Annotated in this window: 16 protein-coding genes; 5 read left to right on the top strand and 11 right to left on the bottom strand. The window is 71.8% G+C overall.

The genetic code is table 11. The features are described from left to right. The first annotated feature begins 21 nt into the window (after positions 1-21). On the top strand, positions 22-1,185 hold the full coding sequence (locus tag ACQ1X7_RS16815) for an Mrp/NBP35 family ATP-binding protein (RefSeq protein ID WP_432479379.1): 1,164 nt from the start codon (positions 22-24) through the stop codon (positions 1,183-1,185). Positions 1,186-1,188: 3 nt separating this feature from the next. Continuing rightward, positions 1,189-1,524, top strand: coding sequence for a sec-independent translocase (locus ACQ1X7_RS16810; protein WP_432479378.1), 336 nt, complete (start codon positions 1,189-1,191; stop codon positions 1,522-1,524). A 1-nt stretch (position 1,525) separates the two neighbouring features. Here ACQ1X7_RS16810 and ACQ1X7_RS16805 read toward each other — a convergent pair whose 3' ends face one another. Then, the gene (locus tag ACQ1X7_RS16805) at positions 1,526-2,059 is read right to left on the bottom strand and encodes a hypothetical protein (RefSeq protein ID WP_432479377.1); all 534 of its coding nucleotides are present in this window, start codon (positions 2,057-2,059) and stop codon (positions 1,526-1,528) included. Between the two features lie 122 nt (positions 2,060-2,181). Between ACQ1X7_RS16805 and ACQ1X7_RS16800 the strand changes: the two genes are divergently transcribed. Genes ACQ1X7_RS16800 through ACQ1X7_RS16790 form a run of 3 tightly spaced genes read left to right on the top strand, consistent with a single transcriptional unit; the run spans position 2,182 to position 4,336 of the window. Further along, the gene (locus ACQ1X7_RS16800; RefSeq protein WP_432479376.1) at positions 2,182-2,856 is read left to right on the top strand and encodes a LysM peptidoglycan-binding domain-containing protein; all 675 of its coding nucleotides are present in this window, start codon (positions 2,182-2,184) and stop codon (positions 2,854-2,856) included. A gap of 15 nt (positions 2,857-2,871) precedes the next feature. Then, positions 2,872-3,360, top strand: a complete 489-nt coding sequence (locus ACQ1X7_RS16795; protein ID WP_432479375.1) for an Rv3235 family protein — start codon at positions 2,872-2,874, stop codon at positions 3,358-3,360. Between the two features lie 19 nt (positions 3,361-3,379). Further along, positions 3,380-4,336: a glycosyltransferase family 2 protein gene (locus tag ACQ1X7_RS16790; protein ID WP_432479374.1), complete on the top strand. Its 957-nt coding sequence runs from the start codon at positions 3,380-3,382 to the stop codon at positions 4,334-4,336. 15 nt (positions 4,337-4,351) lie between these two features. On the opposite strand, the gene secA is transcribed toward ACQ1X7_RS16790, so the two are convergent. The 10 genes from secA to ACQ1X7_RS16740 all read right to left on the bottom strand — a co-directional run bounded on the left by secA (position 4,352) and on the right by ACQ1X7_RS16740 (position 18,091). Beyond that, positions 4,352-7,198: a preprotein translocase subunit SecA gene (secA, locus tag ACQ1X7_RS16785; protein ID WP_432479373.1), complete on the bottom strand. Its 2,847-nt coding sequence runs from the start codon at positions 7,196-7,198 to the stop codon at positions 4,352-4,354. Positions 7,199-7,550: 352 nt separating this feature from the next. Further along, on the bottom strand, positions 7,551-8,771 hold the full coding sequence (locus ACQ1X7_RS16780; RefSeq protein WP_432479577.1) for a winged helix-turn-helix domain-containing protein: 1,221 nt from the start codon (positions 8,769-8,771) through the stop codon (positions 7,551-7,553). Positions 8,772-8,936: 165 nt separating this feature from the next. Then, complete coding sequence (locus tag ACQ1X7_RS16775; RefSeq protein ID WP_432479372.1) at positions 8,937-9,617, bottom strand: response regulator; 681 nt, start codon at positions 9,615-9,617, stop codon at positions 8,937-8,939. A gap of 68 nt (positions 9,618-9,685) precedes the next feature. Continuing rightward, positions 9,686-10,306: a ribosome hibernation-promoting factor, HPF/YfiA family gene (gene hpf / locus ACQ1X7_RS16770; protein ID WP_432479371.1), complete on the bottom strand. Its 621-nt coding sequence runs from the start codon at positions 10,304-10,306 to the stop codon at positions 9,686-9,688. 358 nt (positions 10,307-10,664) lie between these two features. Then, on the bottom strand, positions 10,665-11,339 hold the full coding sequence (locus tag ACQ1X7_RS16765; protein ID WP_432479370.1) for a ComF family protein: 675 nt from the start codon (positions 11,337-11,339) through the stop codon (positions 10,665-10,667). A 64-nt stretch (positions 11,340-11,403) separates the two neighbouring features. Continuing rightward, entirely contained in the window at positions 11,404-13,146 is a 1,743-nt protein-coding gene (locus tag ACQ1X7_RS16760; protein ID WP_432479369.1) for a GerMN domain-containing protein, read from the bottom strand. A gap of 5 nt (positions 13,147-13,151) precedes the next feature. Beyond that, positions 13,152-14,780 (bottom strand): MtrAB system histidine kinase MtrB, encoded by a 1,629-nt coding sequence (mtrB, locus tag ACQ1X7_RS16755; RefSeq protein WP_432479368.1) that lies wholly within the window; start codon positions 14,778-14,780, stop codon positions 13,152-13,154. 8 nt (positions 14,781-14,788) lie between these two features. Then, positions 14,789-15,493: an MtrAB system response regulator MtrA gene (gene mtrA / locus ACQ1X7_RS16750; RefSeq protein ID WP_432479367.1), complete on the bottom strand. Its 705-nt coding sequence runs from the start codon at positions 15,491-15,493 to the stop codon at positions 14,789-14,791. Positions 15,494-15,553: 60 nt separating this feature from the next. After that, the gene (gene ahcY / locus ACQ1X7_RS16745; protein ID WP_432479366.1) at positions 15,554-17,026 is read right to left on the bottom strand and encodes an adenosylhomocysteinase; all 1,473 of its coding nucleotides are present in this window, start codon (positions 17,024-17,026) and stop codon (positions 15,554-15,556) included. A gap of 87 nt (positions 17,027-17,113) precedes the next feature. Continuing rightward, a complete protein-coding gene (locus tag ACQ1X7_RS16740) occupies positions 17,114-18,091 on the bottom strand; it encodes a DUF808 domain-containing protein (RefSeq protein ID WP_432479365.1) in 978 nt (325 codons plus the stop codon). Between the last annotated feature and the right edge of the window lie 211 nt (positions 18,092-18,302).

The raw sequence follows: 18,302 nt of genomic DNA, 5'->3' as shown, positions 1-18,302 counted from the left end.
TGTTCATTACGCTGGGACATCATGAGCAGCCCCACCACCGAGCAGGTCATGGCCGCCCTGGCCACGGTCAACGATCCCGAGATCAAGCGCCCGATCACCGATCTCGGCATGGTCGACGCGGTCGAGGTCGGCGACGACGGCACCGTCCGGGTGACCGTCCTGCTCACCGTGGCCGGTTGCCCGCTCAAGGACACCATCAACCGCGACGTGACGGCCGCGGTGAGCGCGCTCGACGGGGTCACCGACGTCGACCTCACGCTCGGGGTGATGACGGCCGAGCAGCGCAGCGGTCTCCAGGAGCAGCTGCGGGGCGGCCAGGCCCAGCGCGAGATCCCGTTCTCGCAGCCCGGCTCGCTCACCAAGGTGTTCGCGGTCGCCAGCGGCAAGGGCGGTGTCGGCAAGTCGTCGGTCACCGTCAACCTCGCGCTCGGCATGGCCGCCCAGGGTCTCAAGGTCGGGATCGTGGACGCTGACATCTACGGCCACAGCGTGCCCGCGATGCTCGGCGTCGCCGACCAGCGTCCGACCCAGGTCGACGAGCTGATCATGCCTGTCCCGACCGCGTCGGGGGTGTCGGTGATCTCGATCGGCATGCTCAAGCCCCGGCGTGACCAGGTCGTCGCCTGGCGCGGGCCGATGCTCGACCGGGCGCTGGTGCAGATGCTCTCCGACGTCTACTGGGGCGACCTCGACGTGCTGCTGCTCGACCTCCCGCCCGGCACCGGCGACGTGGCGATCTCGCTCGGCCAGCACCTCCCGGGCGCCGAGGTGGTGGTCGTGACGACCCCCCAGGAGGCCGCGGCCGAGGTAGCCGAGCGCGCGGGCACGATGGCCTCGATGATGCACCAGCGGGTGGTCGGCGTCGTCGAGAACATGAGCTACCTCGCGTGCCCCCACTGCACCGAGGAGGGGCGCGACCACCGGATCGAGGTCTTCGGCAGCGGTGGCGGCGAGCGTGTCGCCCGCACGCTGTCCCAGCGCTTCGGCTACGACGTGCCCGTCCTGGGACAGGTGCCTCTCGACACCCGGCTGCGCGAGGGTGGCGACGACGGCAAGCCGATCGTCGAGGCGGACCCGACCTCGCCCGCGGCGACGGTGCTGCGCGAGGTCGCCGGGACCCTCGGGGGCCGCGGCCGCGGTCTGGCCGGCATGCAGCTGGGACTGACACCGACCAGTAAGTTCTGACCCGTGTTCGGCGTCGGACTTCCCGAGATGGCGGTCATCGCGCTGCTCGCAGTGCTCGTGTTCGGCCCCGAGAAGCTCCCGGAGTTCGCCAAGCAGGCCGGCCGGTTCCTCCACCGGATGCGCCAGTTCGCCCGCTCGACCCGCGACGACCTGCGCACCGAGCTCGGGCCGGCGTACGCCGACCTCGAGCTGCGCGACCTCGACCCCCGCACCATCGTGCGCCGCCACATCGTGGAGGCGATGGAGGAGGCCGAGGAGGAGGACACCAGGCCGCGACGCCCGGGGACCCGCCCCCTCGGCGAGGGCGAGCTCCCGCCGTACGACGCGGAGGCGACCTGAGTCACTCGCGGCTCTGGACGGCTGCGAGCGCCCCGAACGCGACGAGCCGCACCCCTCCGGGGGCGGCCTCGACCTCCGCGAAGTCGGCACCCACACGGAGCACGGCGCCCTCGAGGCGGGCTCCCGAGCGCAGGTGCACCAGGCACCGCTCCCCCGCCTCGCTGAGACGCCTGAGCGCGGACCCCAGCCCGAGCCGGGTGAGGGGTGACCAGGCGACCTCGGGCACCGACCGGGCGGAGGCGCCGAGCACCTCCTCGACCGCGCCGAGGTGGACCACCCAGTCGCCCGACACGCCCCGCAGCAGCGCCCAGCCGGTACCGAGCCGCTGCAGCTCACCGGGAACCCGTCCGACCCCGGCGATGCCGAGGACGACCTCGGACCCCACCGAGGCCATCAGCCTGCTGGCGAAGGTGACCGCGCCGTACTCCGCCCGGCTCCGGTCGGCGAGCTCGGCCACGCGTTCGGCGTCGTAGAGCGCCTCGGCCTGCTGCTCGAGGTCGTCGAGCACCGCGAACAGGTTCTCCTCCCAGGCCACGCCGGCGAGCCTGCCACATCGCCGCTCGGGCGGCGGCCGTCGGCGGCCCTGTGGAGGAGCGCTTGCCGATCCCACGAAAGAGGCGTTGACTGAGGCAAACAGACGCAAACGGAAGGTTCGGGATGGCTCGGGACCCTGGCCCACGGCTTCGCGGCCTGCTCGTGTGGGGCGGCGCGACCCTCACCCTGGCCGCGCTGGCCGGATGGCTGGTCCCCGACCTCGTGGCGGCCGGCGGGGTCCCGGCCGCCTCGCGGCCCTTCGACGCCTGGCTGGTCATCGGCTGCGAGGTGGCGGCGCTCCTCGCCGCGACCTGGCTGTGGCTCCTCGTCGGCCTGGTCGTCCGGGAGGCGGTGTCCGGGACGACGTGCCCGCGTGGTGCCGTCCCGCCCCTGCTGCGCCGGGTGGTGCTCGCGGCGTGCGGCGTCGGGCTGCTGGGGAGCCTGGCCTCTCCCGCCCATGCCGGGTCGTTGCCCTCGCCCCTCGCGGGTCTCCCGCTTCCCGACCGCCCCACGACCCACGCGACCAGGCCTCCGGAACCGTCGCCGAGTTCCACGCCCGCAGCGGCCGCCGGCGAGGCGGGGCGGCGCTCGCCCACCGTGCGGGTGCAGCGTGGCGACACCCTCTGGGACCTGGCCGCGGCCGACCTCCCCGACCGCGCGCCGCTCGCCGCGGTCGACGAGCGGTGGCGGGTGATCCACGCGGCCAACCGCGAGGTCGTCGGCGACGACCCCGACCTGATCCTTCCCGGGCAGCGGCTGCGACTCCCGCCGTCGCCGGCCGTCCCGCCGACCACCTGAACGAGAGGAGCCGTCATGTTCCACGAGAAGGTCGTCCCGCTGCCCCCGCCCGCGCCGGTCGCCTCGGTGCAGGGCACGCTGGCGCTCGACCTCGCCACCCGCCCGGACGACGCCTGGCCGCCACCGCTCGCGACCGTGCACGCCCTCGGCCTCCGGGAGCGCCGGAAGGTCGAGGCCTGGGCCCACCGGTTCGCGCAGGCCGCGGTCGAGATCGCCGGCGGTGACCGTCCGGTGAGCCAGCTGCTCCGGTGGACGACCCCCGAGGTCTACCAGGACCTCGCGAGGCGGGCCCAGCTGGTCAGGGTGGCCGCGGCCCGCGACGTCCACTCGGGCCGGGTGCAGCAGGTCCGTCCCCACGTCGAGAGCGTGCATGCCTGCTGGCTCTCCGACCGGGTGGCCGAGGTCAGTGTCCGCGCCCGCCACGGCCACCGGTCACGGGCGGTCGCCATCCGGTTCGAGAAACGGCAGGACCGGTGGCTCGCCGTTGCCCTGGAGTTCGCCTAGCCCGGGTTAGCCTGCGCCCATGGGGACAGACGGGAGCTCGGTCCGGCCGTCGGGAGCGTCGCGGCGCACTCACGCCGGTGAGGAGTCGGCATCCCCCGGTGCTCCCCGGATCGTGGTGATGACCATGGTGCGGGACGAGTCGGAGATGCTGCCGCGCTGGGTCGACTACTACGGTCGGGAGCTCGGGCTGGGGAGCCTGATCGTGCTCGACGACAACAGCGTCGACGGCTCCACCGACGACCTTCCGTGCACGCTCTACCGCCTGCCGCCCGAGCCGTGGAAGCAGCGGTGGGCCAAGACGCGGGCCCGGATGGTCAACGGCATGGCGGGGGCCCTCTTGGCCTGCAACGACGTGGTGGTGTTCACCGACGTCGACGAGTTCCTGGTCGCCGACCCCGGCAAGTACGCCGGACTCCGCGACTACCTCGCCCACCGCTCCGACGTCCCGATCATCGCGCCCCTGGCCCTGGAGGTGATGCACCACGTGGGCTCCGAGCCGCCGCTCGACCCGTGCCGCCCGCTCCTGCAGCAGCGCCGCTACGTCAAGTTCGCTCCCGGGATGTGCAAGCCGCTGGTCAAGCGCGTGCCCGTGCCCTGGGAGCCCGCCTTCCACGCCATCCATGCGCCCTTCGCGGTCGACCCGGACCTGCTCCTGCTCCACCTCAAGTGGTCCGACGAACCGACGCTCTCGCGGGTCGCCGAGCTTCGCCACCGGGTCCGGGAGGAGGAAGGGCGCGGAAGCCCGCGGAGCTTCTGGGCCAAGCGCCCCGACCAGCTGAGGCGCAAGCTGGCGTCCTGGACCAGCCCCGCCGGGGAGAGCGACCCGGTGCCGGTCCTCGACGTCGAGGAGGTCGGAGCCCGCGCCGTGGTCTCGAAGCGCGCCAACGGCACCTGGCGGCCTCGCGGCAACCAGACCACGGCGCTCGACAAGACACCCCTGCGGGTGCTGCCCGAGCGCTACCGCGACGCGTTCTGAGTCCCCTGCAGGGCCTCAGCCGTTGGACCGCGCCGTGAGGCCGGTGGGACCGCCGGGCGCGCCGTGGCACTTCTTGAACTTCTTCCCCGAGCCGCAGGGACACTCGGCGTTGCGGCCGACCCCGGCGTAGGGATCGTCGGCATTCGTCACGGTGGTCCGGACCGCAGCGTTGTCCTCCCCCACCTCGCCGACGCCCTCGTCGGGGCCGGAGTAGGTGAGCTGCTGCGGCTGGCGCACCCCCTCGAGCCCGCGCGCGCGGATGTGGGGGGCCGCCTCGCGGGCCGCGGCCGCCGACGCCGACGCGGTGGGCATCTCGGCGAGCAGCGGCTCGGCCACCTCCTCGGCCTCGACCTCGGCGTCGTCGTCCTCCTCGACGGTGACCTCGAGGTTGAACAGGAAGCCGACGGCCTCCTCCTTGATGCCGTTCATCATCGCGGCGAACATGTCGAAGCCCTCGCGCTGGTACTCGACCAGCGGGTCGCGCTGGGAGTACGCACGCAGGTAGATGCCCTCACGCAGGTAGTCCATCTCGTAGAGGTGCTCGCGCCACTTGCGGTCGAGCACCGAGAGCACGACCCGACGCTCCAGCTCGCGCATGACCTCCTCGGTCACCTCGGCAGCCCGGCGGTCGTAGGCCGCCTGGGCGTCCTTCTGCAGGGTCTCGACCAGCTCCTCGCGGGACAGCCCCTCGCGGCCACCACGCTCGTCGACGTAGGTCTTCTCGGAGACCCCGACCGGGTAGAGCTGGCCCAGCGCGCTCCAGAGGCCGTCGAGGTCCCACTCCTCGGGCAGGTCCTGGGTGGTGGTCGCGACGTAGCCCTCGACGACGTCGTCGAGGAAGCCGCGGACCTGCTGCTCGAGGTCGGCGCCCTCGAGCACCTCGCGGCGCTCCGCGTAGATGACCTTGCGCTGCCGGTCCATGACGTCGTCGTACTTGAGCACGTTCTTGCGGGACTCGAAGTTCTGCGACTCCACCTGTCCCTGGGCGTTGGCGATCGCGTTCGTGACCCGCTTGTTCTCGATCGGGACGTCGTCCGGGATCTTCATGACCTGCAGGATCCGGTCGACCCACTCCGACTTGAACAGGCGCATCAGCTCGTCCTGCAGCGAGAGGTAGAACCGTGACTCGCCGGGGTCTCCCTGGCGGCCGGAGCGGCCGCGCAGCTGGTTGTCGATGCGGCGCGACTCGTGGCGCTCGGTGCCGACGACGTAGAGCCCGCCGAGCGCCTTGACGTCGTCGTGCTCGGCGGCGACCTGCGCGGTGATCTTCTCGACCATCGCGGGCCAGGCGGCGTCGTAGTCCTCGGGCTGCTCGACGGGGTCGAGGCCCTGCTTGCGCAGCTCGGCGTCGGCGAGGAAGTCGACCGACCCGCCGAGCATGATGTCGGTACCGCGTCCGGCCATGTTGGTCGCGACGGTGACCGCCCCCTTGTGGCCGGCCAGCGCGACGACCTTGGCCTCGTCGGCGTGCTGCTTGGCGTTGAGGACGGTGTGGGCGACGCCGCGCTTGCGGAGCTTCTGGGACAGGTGCTCGGACTTCTCCACCGAGACGGTGCCGACGAGGATCGGCTGGCCGGTGGCGTTGCGCTCGGCGATGTCCTGGACGACCGCGTCGTACTTGGCCTCCTCGGTGCGGTAGACGAGGTCGGCCTGGTCGGCACGGATCATCGGCTTGTTGGTCGGGATGGGCACCACGCCGAGCCCGTAGATCTTGTCGAACTCGCTGGCCTCGGTCATCGCCGTGCCGGTCATGCCGGAGAGCTTCTCGTAGAGCCGGAAGTAGTTCTGTAGCGTGATCGTGGCGAGGGTCTGGTACTCCTCGCGGATCTGGACCCCCTCCTTGGCCTCGATCGCCTGGTGCAGGCCGTCGTTGTAGCGGCGTCCGGAGAGGATGCGGCCTGTGTGCTCGTCGACGATGAGCACCTCGCCCTCCATGACGACGTACTCCTTGTCGTTGCGGAACAGCTCCTTGGCCTTGATGGAGTTGTTCATGAACGAGATGAGCGGCGTGTTGACCGAGTCGTAGAGGTTGTCGATGCCGAGGTGGTCCTCGACCTTGGTGATGCCGGGCTCGAGGACCGAGATGGTGCGCTTCTTCTCGTCGACCTCGTAGTCGGTGTCCAGGGTCAGGGTGCGGGCGATCTTGGCGAACTCGCCGTACCAGCGCACCTCGTCCTGGGTGGGGCCGCTGATGATCAGCGGGGTCCGGGCCTCGTCGATCAGGATCGAGTCGACCTCGTCGACGATGGCGAAGTTGTGCCCGCGCTGCACGCACTCCTCGAGGGAGCCGGCCATGTTGTCGCGCAGGTAGTCGAAGCCCAGCTCGTTGTTGGTGCCGTAGGTGATGTCGCAGGCGTAGGCCTCGCGCCGCTCGTCGGGCTTCATCGACGGCAGGATCACGCCGGTGGTCAGCCCGAGGAAGTGGTGGATCCGGCCCATCCACTCGGCGTGGTAGCGCGCCAGGTAGTCGTTGACGGTGACGATGTGGACGCCCTTGCCCTCGAGCGCGTTGAGGTACGACGGCAGCGTCGCGACCAGGGTCTTGCCCTCACCGGTCTTCATCTCGGCGATGTTGCCGAGGTGGAGCGCCGCGCCGCCCATCAGCTGGACGTCGTAGTGCCGCTGGCCGATCACCCGGCGCGAGGCCTCCCGGACCGTCGCGAACGCCTCCGGCATCACGTCGTCGAGCGTCTCCCCCTCGCCCAGCCGCCTGCGGAGCTCGTCGGTCATGCCGCGAAGCTCGTCGTCGCTCATCGCGGTGAAGTCGTCCTCGATGGCGTTGACGGCCTGGGCGACCGACTCCAGCTGGCGGATGATCTTGCCCTCGCCGATGCGGAGGATCTTGTCGATGATGGCGGGCACTGGGTGGGACTCCTGAGATGAGAGGTCGATGGGCCGGTGGGCCATCCGCCATGCTACAGAGCACCCGCGCGGATCCCCGCCCCGGCGACCCGCCACTCGGGCAGCTCGCACAGCACGTGACCCGTCACTCGTGCAGGTTCGCGAGCCTGTGATCCGTCACCCGTGCAGGTTCGGCACGGTCGCGTTCGCCACCGTGGCAGCTTGCGGAATGGCGAGTCGAGAGCAGGGCCTTCCGCATTGACGGCTGGGCGTGTCACCCACCTGCAGGAGTGACGGCTGGGGCGTCTATCAACCTGCAGAGGTGACGGCTCGCAGGGTCCTCAAGGTGCACAGGTGACGGGTCGGCGAGGGCTCAGCGGGTGAGGACGGAGAGCGGGGCGGCGAGGTCACCCCGGTCGGCCACCACCACGTCGTCGAGGCCGAGCCAGCCGGCGAGCCGCCGCAGCTCCTGGGCCAGCTCGTGAGCGGTCTCGACCGGCGCGGTCGGCTCGGCGTACGCGCCCTGGACCAGCAGCCGGCCTCCCACGCGGTCGGCCTTGAGATCGACCCGCGCGACGATCCGGTCGCCGAGCAGGAAGGGGAGCACGTAGTAGCCGAACGTCCGCTGCGGCTTCGGGACGTAGATCTCGATCCGGTAGTGGAAGTCGAAGAGGGCCTCGGTGCGGGCACGCTCCCACACCAACGGGTCGAACGGGCTCAGCAGGGTCCGGGCGGCGACCCGGCGCGGTCGGCGGGCGTCGACGTGGAGGTAGGCGGGCTTGCCCCATCCCTCGATGCGGACCGGCTCGAGCTCACCGGTCCCGACCAGGGTCGCGATCGCCTCGCGGGCGTTGGCGGCGGGGACCGGACCGGTGGCCGGCTGGAACCGCATCCGGTAGTAGTCGGCCAGGCACGCCCCGGTCGCCACGCCGTGGGAGCGAGCCGCCCGGCGCACCAGCTCGAGGGCGGACTCGTCGAGGGTCGGGGTCGGCGCGTCGAGCACCGCCCGGGGCAGCACCCGCTCGGGGACGTCGTAGCGGACCTCGAACTGGCTGGACCGGCCCGCGATCGCCACGTCCCCGACGAGGAACAGGTAGTCGAGCACCTTGCGGGCGTCCGACCAGTTCCAGCCCCAGTGCTCCTTGGTGCGGGGTCCGCTGAAGTCGCCGTCGAGCTCGCGCGCCGTCACCGGCCCCCGCTCCCTGACCGCGTCGAGGACGGCGGGCTCGAGGGTGGGGTCGGCGGTGAACCCCCACTTCCCGCGCTGGGCGCGGTAGCCCTCCATCCGGAACCGCATGTGGGGCCAGAGGTCGACGGGCATCAGGGCCTGGACGTGGGCCCAGTACTCGACCAGGCGACGCTTCTCGCGTCCGGAGGCCGCCCGCTCGAGCAGCGCGGGGTCGTAGGGGCCCATCCGCGAGTAGAGCGGCATCAGGTGGGCCCGGGCCAGCACGTTGACCGAGTCGACCTGGAGCACGCCGGTGCGCGCGAGCGTGCGGTCGAGCGTGCGCATCGTCGGGGTCGCGTGGGCCGGGTCGAGGAACCCCTGGGCCGCGAGCGCGATCCGGCGGGCCTGGGCGCGTGACAGCTCCATCACGGCCAGAACTCAACCACGAGGTGCCGACAGGTGGTCACCGACCGGCCCCGGTGGTTGCGGTGGGCATGTGCCTGACCGGGTTTCGACACGCGGGTCACGGCCTCGCACGCTCAGCCGTGCCGCTCGCTCAACCACCGACGATCTCCCGAAGCGGCTTCGCCGCTACGGGAGATCAAGCAGCTTCTCGCGGACGGCATACATCACGGCCTCCATGCGGGAGTGGAGCTGCAGCTTCTCCAGGATGTTGCGCACGTGGTTCTTGACGGTGTTCTCGCTGATCACCAGCTTGCGGGCGATCTCGCGGTTGTTCATGCCGGTGGCGACGTGGCGCAGCACCTCGAGCTCGCGCTCGGTGAGACGCAAGCCCGGGACGTTGGTCTTCTCGGGCCGCGACATCTGCTTGAACTCGTCGATCAGCTTCACCGCCATCGACGGGCTGATCAGCGACTGGCCGTCGGCGACCACGCGGACCGCCTGGGCGACCTCCTCGATCGAGGAGTCCTTGAGCAGGTAGCCGGACGCACCGCTCTTGACCGCCTCGTAGAGGTCGGCCTCCTCGTCGGACACGGTGAGCATGATGATCTTGGCCGACGGCACGCTCTGCTTGATGGCCTGGCACGCCTCGATCCCCGACAGCTTCGGCATGCGTACGTCGAGGAGCACCACGTCGGGCGCGACCGACTCGGCGAGCCGGACCCCCTCGGCGCCGTCACCGGCCTCGCCGACGACCTCGACGCCGTCCTCGCTCGCGAGCAGCATCGTCAGGCCGCGACGGAAGAGCTCCTGGTCGTCGACCACCAGCAGCCGGATCGGTTCCGCGGACTCGGTCGGGTTCGCCTCCACGGCAGGGATTCTGTCACGGCTGCGTCCCGGGACGGGTGCTCCGGCCGCTCCGTGTCGGACGAGGTGGGCTAGCCCTCGCCGCCGACGTCGAGGGAGATGACGCCGTAGTCGTAGCCGCGGCGCCGGTAGACCACCGACGGCCGCTCGCTCTCCTTGTCGACGAACAGGTAGAAGTCGTGACCGACCAGCTCCATCTCGTAGAGCGCCTGGTCGAGGGTCATCGGGTGCGCGGCGTGGGACTTCTCGCGCACCACCAGGGGGCCGTCGCCGGTGACCGTGATCGGACCGACGTGGCGCTCCTCGACGGTGTCGGCGGCGTCGGCGTCCGGCGAGATCGTCTCCATGCCGGCGAGAGCCTCGCCGACCGAGGCCGGCGGCCGGCCGCGGTGGACGCGGCGCCGGTCGGCCGCCCGTCGCATCTGGGCGGCCATCTTGTCGACCGCGAGGTCGAGGGCGCCCATCTTGTCCTCGGCGGCGGCCTCGGCCCGGATCACCGGGCCCTTGGAGAAAGCGGTGAGCTCGACGCGGACGGCACGGTCGTGCTGCCGGGGGTTGCGCTCGGTCTCGACCTCGACCTGGACCCGCATGATGCGGTGGTCGTGCTTCTCGAGGCGGGCGAGCTTGTCAGTGACGTGCTCGCGATAGCGCTCGGAGAGCTCGATGTGCCGTCCGGTCACGACAACGTCCATGTGATCCTCCGATGGCTGGCGACGGTTTCCTCTGGGGGGCAGGAGTCCGCCCGGCCGACCTGGTCTTCGTCCCCACACCCGCCTGCTGAGGCGCTCGCAGCTTCTCTGCCACTACTGGCCTTCTCCCGGGACCCGCCGCGTCTGACGGCGTGACCGGGGCAGGACTTACGACTAAGCCGCACCGTGATCCCCCGCACGAGGCGGGGTTACGTGGGCCGTTTCGCCTGCGACTGGCATCGGCTTGCCAGTACGACGGTCCGGTCTCCCGGGGCGTCGTACCGACGCAACCACGGACCCGGACGGACTCCATGCAGAGACGCTAGACCACCGGCGTCCGCGACGAAAGGCGTGGTCCGCACTATTCGTGGCGGCCGGTCCCGGGCCACCGGCGACGGGTCGCTGCCACGGTCGCGATGCCGTCGACGACCAGCCCGGACGCCGCCAGCGCACGCTGCGCCTCGCGGGCGGTGGCGCCGGTCGTGAGGACGTCGTCGCACACCACGACCCGGGCCGGGTGACCGGCCCACCGCCGCAGTCGGCCGGTCGGGCACCACATCGAACCGGTGAGGTTGGCGGCCCGCTCCTCGGCGGTCAGACCCGCCTGGTCACGCACCCCGCCGCGCGACCTGAGCAGCGGCGCGACCCGCGCGTCGGGGAGCAGGGCGGCCGCCGCCCGGACGACCGTGAGCAGCGGGTCGTGCCCGCGCGCCCGGACCGATCCCGGGCGGCTCGGCACCGGCACCAGCAGCACCGGGGAGGGTGCGGCGGCGGCCACCGCGCCGGCGAGCAGTTCAGCCAGCGTGGTGGCCAGCCCGGTGACGTGGCGCTCCTTGTGGGCGAGCAGCGCCGCGCGCACCGCCCCGTCGTAGTCGGCCGCGGTCCACGGCTGCGCCAGGCCCGGCGGGACCGGGGTGGGCCAGGCGGGCCACGCCGGCCCCGGCGCCGGGCGACAGCCGACGCACCACGCCCGCCCCGGACGTCCGCACGCGACGCAGCTGCCGCCGAGCAGCAGGTCGAGGACGGCGTCGCGCACCCCGGGATCGGAGCAGCCCGGCGCCGCGGCGGGCAAGGCCGGACGGGCGGCCTGTGGACGACGCCTAGCCGACGTACGTCGGCGAGACCAGCTCCCCGGTCCCCGGGAGCACCACCTCGGAGCCGCTGCGCACGTCGAGCAGCCCGTCCCGGGTGTGCACCAGGACCGGATCGGTCTCCCGGGGCGAGCTGGCGAGTCCGCGGACCGGTCCCTGCAGCGTCACCGAGAGCCCGGTCAGGCCCGCCGGAGCGCCGTCGACGGGCAGCGTCTCCACCTGGGTGAGGTCGCCGCTGAGCCGGTGCAGCACGACCAGCGAGGTCGGCGAGGACCAGCCGATGTCGATCACGTCGGCGCGCGACTGGTCCTCCCACGAGATCGCCCGAGCCCGGGTGCCGCCCGCGACCCGACCCCGGCTGTCGTACCGGATCCGGCTGACGACGATCCGGTCATCGGCCCCCCGGTCGAGCACGGCGGCGAGCCGCGAGCCGTCTCGGGAGACCAGCACCCGGCTGACCTCCTCACCGCTCACCCCCGGGACCCTGACCGGACGCACTCGCCCGCCGGCGCGGACCGAGAGCTCGGCATCCCCGGGCGGACGGTTGACGATCCACATCCGGTCGGCGAAGTCCCACACGGGAGGCAGCAACCGGGTGCCGCCGCGCACCACCTCGGTGACCGCCGCCTCGGGGTCCCGGACGTCGGTGACCAGGATCCGGTCCTCGCGGGTCCGGACGCCCGCGACCCGGGTGCCGGTCAGGTCGGCCGAGATCGCGCCCACGTCGAGGTCCTGGTCCCCCATCGGCCCGTCGGTCTGTGCGAGGTCGCCCGGCTCCCCGGCGACCAGGCGCCCCTCGCGCAGCGCGAAGAGCTGGGACGTCGCGTCGAAGCCGGTCGGGTCGTAGAACCGGCCACGGTCCATCGCGAAGACCGGTTCGCCCTCGGAGAGGAGCACCGGCTCGCCGTTGATCGAGATGCGCAACCCGGTGAGGGCGGAGTCCTGGGACAGGGTCCACGTGAGCTGCGCGACCATCAGGGCGGCGTCCCGCTCGCTCGGCATCGCGACGCCTCCGGTCAGCCGGATGTCGGCGATGCCGGCCTCGGAGACGGTCACCGACAGCTCCACGTCGACGCCCGGCGGGATGAAGCTCTGCTCGACCTCGCCCCGCAGCCCGCGGGCAGGCCCTTGGATCAGCTCGGTGACCAGGGCGGTCGTCAGCTGGTCGCCCCGGGGCAGGAAGACCGGTTCGGGGACCATGATCTGGGCGCTCGGGTCGAGGTAGTAGAGGGACACCCGCCGGAACGCCTGGCCGAACCAGGTCTCCGGCACCACCAGGGCGTCCGGGAGGGTGGCGATGCGCCACTCACCGTCCTCCCGCTGCATGGTGTAGGTCAGGACGCGCTCGTCCGCCGGCAGCGGACCGAGCCACCGGCCGCCGCTGTCGAGGTGGTTGGCGCCGCTCAGCTCGACGCTCACCCGGTTGCTGCCCTCGGGGAGCGAGGCGGCGCCGTACGTGATCGTGGTGCGCTGCGGCTGCCACGACGACGCCGCGGTCGAGGTGAGGTACTCCTCGGCGGTGTTGGTCTGCACCGGGATGGCGGTGAGCGCGTCCAGGAAGCCCCGCACGATGTCGGCAGGCTGCTCGCCGGGGGTCGGCGGAGGGGGGTCGTTGTAGTAGCCCAGCTCCTCGTTGGGGTCGACGCGGGTCGGCGCCTCCACGACCGGCCCGTCGTCCGGGATGCCGAGGCACCCCGACACCACCGGCGCCAGGCAGGCGAGCACCAGCGCGAGCCCGCGCCGCTTCGTCATCGCCGTCACCGGGCCACCACCGACTGGTCGGCGGGCACCAGGGGCAGCGGGCTGCGGCGGAGCACCCCGCCGTTGCGGCGCGGCAGCGTCAGGCGGAACTGGGCCCCCTCGCCCGGACGGCCCCACGCCTGCAACCAGCCGCCGTGCAGGTGGGTGTCCTCCATGGCGATCGACAGCCCGAGGCCGGTGCCGCCGCTGGTGCGCGCCCGTGCGGGGTCGGCGCGCCAGAACCGGTTGAACACCATGGCCGCCTCGCCGACGCCGAGGCCCACCCCGTGGTCGCGCACCGCGATCGCCGCGGCGTGGTCGTCGCCGGCGACCCGGATCACGATGTCTCCGCTCTCGGCGTGGTCGATCGCGTTGGTCACCAGGTTGCGCACGATCCGCTCCACGCGCCGTACGTCGGCCTCGGCGTGGCTCGGGCCGGTCGCCTCGACCAGCACCTCGACGCCGTTCTGGGCCGCGAGGGCGGCCGTCGAGTCGGCGATCCGGTGGGCCACCGCGACCAGGTCGACATCGTCGATCTCGAGCACGGCCGCCCCCGCGTCGAAGCGGCTGATCTCGAGCAGGTCGACCAGCAGCGTCTCGAACCGCTCGAGCTCGCTCTGCAGCAGCTCGGCCGCGCGCGCGGTCGCCGGGTCGAACTCGCCGCGGGCGTCGTGGAGCACCTCCCCCGCCATCCGGACCGTGGTGAGCGGGGTGCGCAGCTCGTGGGACACGTCGGACACGAACCGGCGCTGCACGCGCGAGAGCTCCTCGAGCTGCCGGATCTGCCGCTGCAGGCTGGTGGCCATCTGGTTGAACGACGTCGCGAGGCGGGCGAGGTCGTCCTCGCCCTCGACCCGCAGCCGCTCCTGCAGCTGGCCGGCGGCCAGCCGCTCGGCCACCCGCCGCGCCATCCGGACCGGCGTCACGACCTGCCGGGTCACCAGCCAGGCCAGGCCGGCGACAAGGAGGAGCAGCAACCCGGCGGCGGTCAGCATCGCGCGGGACACCAGCTGCATGGTGCCGATCTCGTCGGTGAGCGGGAACAAGTAGTAGAGCGTGTAGGTCTGGGAGTCGGCGGGCAGCCGCACCTGGGAGCCGACGACGATCCCCGGGACCGCCTCGGCGCTCCCCTCGGTGCCGGTCCGGCGGATCTCGGTGTAGGTGTAGGCGGTGCCGGCCGCGGTGCCGGCGGCGGTGTCGAAGTGCTGCTCGAGGTCGGCGGGGACGCTGCTCTTGTCGAGGCGCGGCGTGTACTTGGCGGAGTCGGCGATCGTGGCGTCGCCTGCCGGGCCGCTGAGGACGACCGCGAAGTCACGGGTCCGGCCGAGCTGCACGATCGGGTCGACCAGCTCACGCAGCTGCAGGTCCACGTCGGTCTCGGTCGCAGGCACCCTCTCCAACCGCTCACGAGCCTCGGCCGTGACCCGGTTGGCCTCGCCGACCGCGGTGACCTCGCGCTGGTCGAGCAGCCCGTCGCGCGTCTGCTGCAGCAGGAACACTCCGACGATGCCGACCACGAGCGCCGACAGCAGGACGGTGCTGGCGACGACCCGAGCCTGGATCGAACGCCGCCAGAAGGTCAACGCGTGCCGCACCATCCCGGTCGCACGCTGACCGGCCAACCGGTCGAGCCGAAGTGGGGACATGGCCCGCCCTACGACGAACCGGCCTTGTAGCCCACGCCGCGGACGGTGACGACCACCTCGGGGTTCTCCGGGTCGTGCTCGACCTTGGAACGCAGCCGCTGCACGTGGACGTTGACCAGCCGGGTGTCGGCGGCGTGGCGGTAGCCCCACACCTCCTCGAGCAGCACCTCACGGGTGAACACCTGCCACGGCTTGCGGGCCAGGCAGACGAGCAGGTCGAACTCCAGGGGCGTCAGGCCGATCGGGCGACCGTCACGGGTCACGCTGTGGCCGGCCACGTCGATGTCGAGGTCGCCGATCGACAGCACCTCGGGGGACGGCGAGTCGAACCGACGTACGCGCGCCCGGATGCGGGCGATGAGCTCCTTGGGCTTGAACGGCTTGACGATGTAGTCGTCGGCGCCCGACTCCAGGCCCAGCACGACGTCGATGGTGTCGCCCTTCGCCGTGAGCATCACGATCGGGACGCCGGACTCGGCGCGGATCTCCTTGCAGACGTCGATGCCGTCCTTGCCGGGCAGCATCAGGTCGAGGAGGACGAGGTCGGGCCGGTAGTCGCGGAACAGCGGCAGGGCCTCGTCGCCGCGCCCGCACATCTGGCTCTCGAAACCCTCCTGGCGCAGCACGATCGTGAGCATCTCCGCGAGGGACGCGTCGTCGTCGACCACGAGGATCCGCCCGCGGTGCGCGACGTCGGGTGCAGTGCTGCTCATGCGTTCAATAGTGCCGCAACGGCGGGCGGACCCCGGGTCGAACCACGGGATCCCCCTCGCTCAGTAGCGGTAGGTGTCCGGCTTGAAGGGACCCTCGGACGGGACGCCGAGGTAGTCAGCCTGGTCACCCGTCAGCGTGGTCAGCCGGGCGCCGAGGGCGTCGAGGTGCAGCCGGGCGACCTCCTCGTCGAGGTGCTTGGGCAGCACGTAGACGCCGACCGGGTAGTCCTCGGGCTTGGTGAAGAGCTCGATCTGGGCCAGCACCTGGTTGGTGAAGCTGTTCGACATCACGAAGCTCGGGTGGCCGGTGGCGTTGCCGAGGTTCATCAGCCGGCCCTCGGAGAGCACGATGATCTTCTTGCCTCCGGGGAAGGTCCAGACGTCGACCTGCGGCTTGACGTTGGTCCGCTCGACACCGTCGTAGGTCTCGAGGCCGGCCATGTCGATCTCGTTGTCGAAGTGCCCGATGTTGCCGACGATCGCCTGGTGCTTCATCCGCGTCATCTGGTCGACGGTGACGACGTCCTTGTTGCCGGTCGCGGTGATGATGATGTCGGCGGTGTCGAGGACGTCCTCGAGGGTGGCCACCTGGTAGCCGTCCATGGCGGCCTGCAGCGCGCAGATGGGGTCGATCTCGGTGACGATGACCCGGGCACCCTGGCCGCGCAGCGACTCCGCGCAGCCCTTGCCGACGTCGCCGTAGCCGCAGACGACCGCGACCTTGCCGCCGATGAGGACGTCGGTGGCGCGGTTGATGCCGTCGACGAGCGAGTGGCGGCAGCCGTACTTGTTGTCGAACTTCGACTTGGTGACCGAGTCGTTGACGTTGATGGCCGGGAACAGCAGGGTGCCGAGCTTCATCATGTCGTAGAGGCGGTGGACGCCGGTGGTGGTCTCCTCGGTGACGCCCTTGACCTGGTTGGCGATCCGGGTCCAGCGGTCGGTGCTCGCGGCCAGCGACTCCTGCAGGACGCCGAAGATGACGCGCTGCTCGTGGCTGGTGGCGGTCGCCGGGTCGGGGGCGGTGCCGGTCTTCTCGGCCTCGACGCCGAGGTGGAGCAGCAGCGTGGCGTCGCCGCCGTCGTCCAGGATCATGTTCGGACCTCGCTCCGCGAGCTCCGAACGGGGGTGACGGCCGTGGTCCGGCTCGTGTCCGCTCCAGTCGAGGATCTGCTGGGTGCACCACCAGTACTCCTCGAGGGTCTCGCCCTTCCAGGCGAAGACCGGGACGCCCGCGGGGGCGTCGACGGTGCCGTCGGGACCGACCGCGACCGCGGCGGCGGCGTGGTCCTGGGTGGAGAAGATGTTGCAGGACGCCCAGCGGACCTCGGCGCCGAGGGCCACCAGCGTCTCGATCAGGACGGCGGTCTGCACCGTCATGTGCAGCGAACCGGCGATCCGGGCGCCGGCGAGCGGCTTCTCGGCGCCGTACCGCTCACGCATCGCCATCAGGCCGGGCATCTCGTGCTCGGCGAGGGTGATCTCCTTGCGGCCGAACTCGGCCAGGTCCAGGTCGGCAACCTTGAAGTCCACGTCGTCCCCTCGGGTGTGCTGTGCGTCGTGATCGTGGTCACGAGAGTAGGCCGGGGGGAGCGGGATCGAAGAATCCTCGACGACGGGTCAGTGGCCCTCGCCGGCGCCCTGCTTGCCGTGGCCGAACGGGAGCGCCGACATCACCGCCACGGCCACCGCACCGACCACCAGCCCGACCACCGCCGAGGCCAGGGTGTTGACCAGCCACGCGAGCGCGGCGCCGACGCCCGCGACGGCGTCGTGGACCGCCTCCTCCCAGTGGTGGACCAGCTCGTACGGCGCGTGCCAGCCGAGCTCGTCGCCGCTCACCAGCAGGATGTGGCCCCCCACCCAGAGCATCGCGGCGGTGCCGATCACCGTGATGACCGCCAGCAGCCTCGGCATCGCGGCGACCAGCCCACGGCCCAGCCGCTGCGAGCCCGGGGAGGGGCGCTCGGCGAGCCTGAGGCCGATGTCGTCCATCTTCACGATCAGCGCGACGACGCCGTACACGAGGACGGTGATCAGGACCGCGACGACGACCAGGATGACCGCCCGCATCAGGAACCCGGCGTCCGGTGAGGAGTCGACGACCTCGTTCAGCGCGATGACCATGATCTCGGCGGAGAGGATGAAGTCGGTGCGGATCGCCTTGGTGACCGTGACCTGCTCGTGCTCGGGCGTCAGCTCACCCTGCTGGTCGATCTCCTCCCCGGCCTCGCTCCCGTGGCCGCTGACCTTCTCCCAGACCTTGTGCGCGCCCTCGTAGGCGAGGTAGGTGCCGCCGAGGATCAGCAGCACCGGCAACGCCGCCGGGAGGAACTCGCTCAGCAGCAGCGCCGCGGGCAGGATGAACAGCAGCTTGTTGCGCAGCGAGCCGACCGCGATCCTCCGGATGATCGGCAGCTCGCGCTCGGCGGCCGTCCCGTGCAGGTACTGCGGCGTCACGGCCGTGTCGTCGACGACCACGCCCGCGGCCTTGGCGCTCGCGCGCCCCGCGGCCGCCCCCACGTCGTCGACCGACGCCGCCGCGATCCGGGCCAGTGCGGCCACGTCGTCGAGCAGGGCGAACAGTCCGCCGGCCATCGGTCCTCCGCGTCTCGTGGATGTCGTCGTCAGCCTATCGACGGGTCGCGTGCCGGACGGACCTGCAGGGTGTCTGGCGCGTGCCGGGGCACCCGTGTCCTGGCCCTGTGGAGTACGGCTTCCACGCGCGGCTCAGTGTCAGTGGTGGCGGCTTGAATGGGTCCATGACCACCACCGCTCCCGTCGAGCTTCCGGACACCGCGTCCGGGGT

Origin of the sequence: Nocardioides sp. GXQ0305, from assembly GCF_050880345.1 — a bacterium.
Lineage (GTDB): Bacteria > Actinomycetota > Actinomycetes > Propionibacteriales > Nocardioidaceae > Nocardioides.
This window is presented reverse-complemented; position numbering and strand designations above follow the sequence as displayed.

Coding starts and splice junctions, on each gene's coding strand:
- ACQ1X7_RS16800 (WP_432479376.1), top strand. CDS start 2,182: ATGGCTCGGGACCCTGGCCCACGGCTTCGCGGCCTGCTCGTGTGGGGC.
- ACQ1X7_RS16795 (WP_432479375.1), top strand. CDS start 2,872: ATGTTCCACGAGAAGGTCGTCCCGCTGCCCCCGCCCGCGCCGGTCGCC.
- ACQ1X7_RS16760 (WP_432479369.1), bottom strand. CDS start 13,146: ATGACGAAGCGGCGCGGGCTCGCGCTGGTGCTCGCCTGCCTGGCGCCG.
- ACQ1X7_RS16780 (WP_432479577.1), bottom strand. CDS start 8,771: ATGGAGCTGTCACGCGCCCAGGCCCGCCGGATCGCGCTCGCGGCCCAG.
- ACQ1X7_RS16740 (WP_432479365.1), bottom strand. CDS start 18,091: ATGGCCGGCGGACTGTTCGCCCTGCTCGACGACGTGGCCGCACTGGCC.
- ACQ1X7_RS16815 (WP_432479379.1), top strand. CDS start 22: ATGAGCAGCCCCACCACCGAGCAGGTCATGGCCGCCCTGGCCACGGTC.
- ACQ1X7_RS16790 (WP_432479374.1), top strand. CDS start 3,380: ATGGGGACAGACGGGAGCTCGGTCCGGCCGTCGGGAGCGTCGCGGCGC.
- mtrB (WP_432479368.1), bottom strand. CDS start 14,780: ATGTCCCCACTTCGGCTCGACCGGTTGGCCGGTCAGCGTGCGACCGGG.
- hpf (WP_432479371.1), bottom strand. CDS start 10,306: ATGGACGTTGTCGTGACCGGACGGCACATCGAGCTCTCCGAGCGCTAT.
- mtrA (WP_432479367.1), bottom strand. CDS start 15,493: ATGAGCAGCACTGCACCCGACGTCGCGCACCGCGGGCGGATCCTCGTG.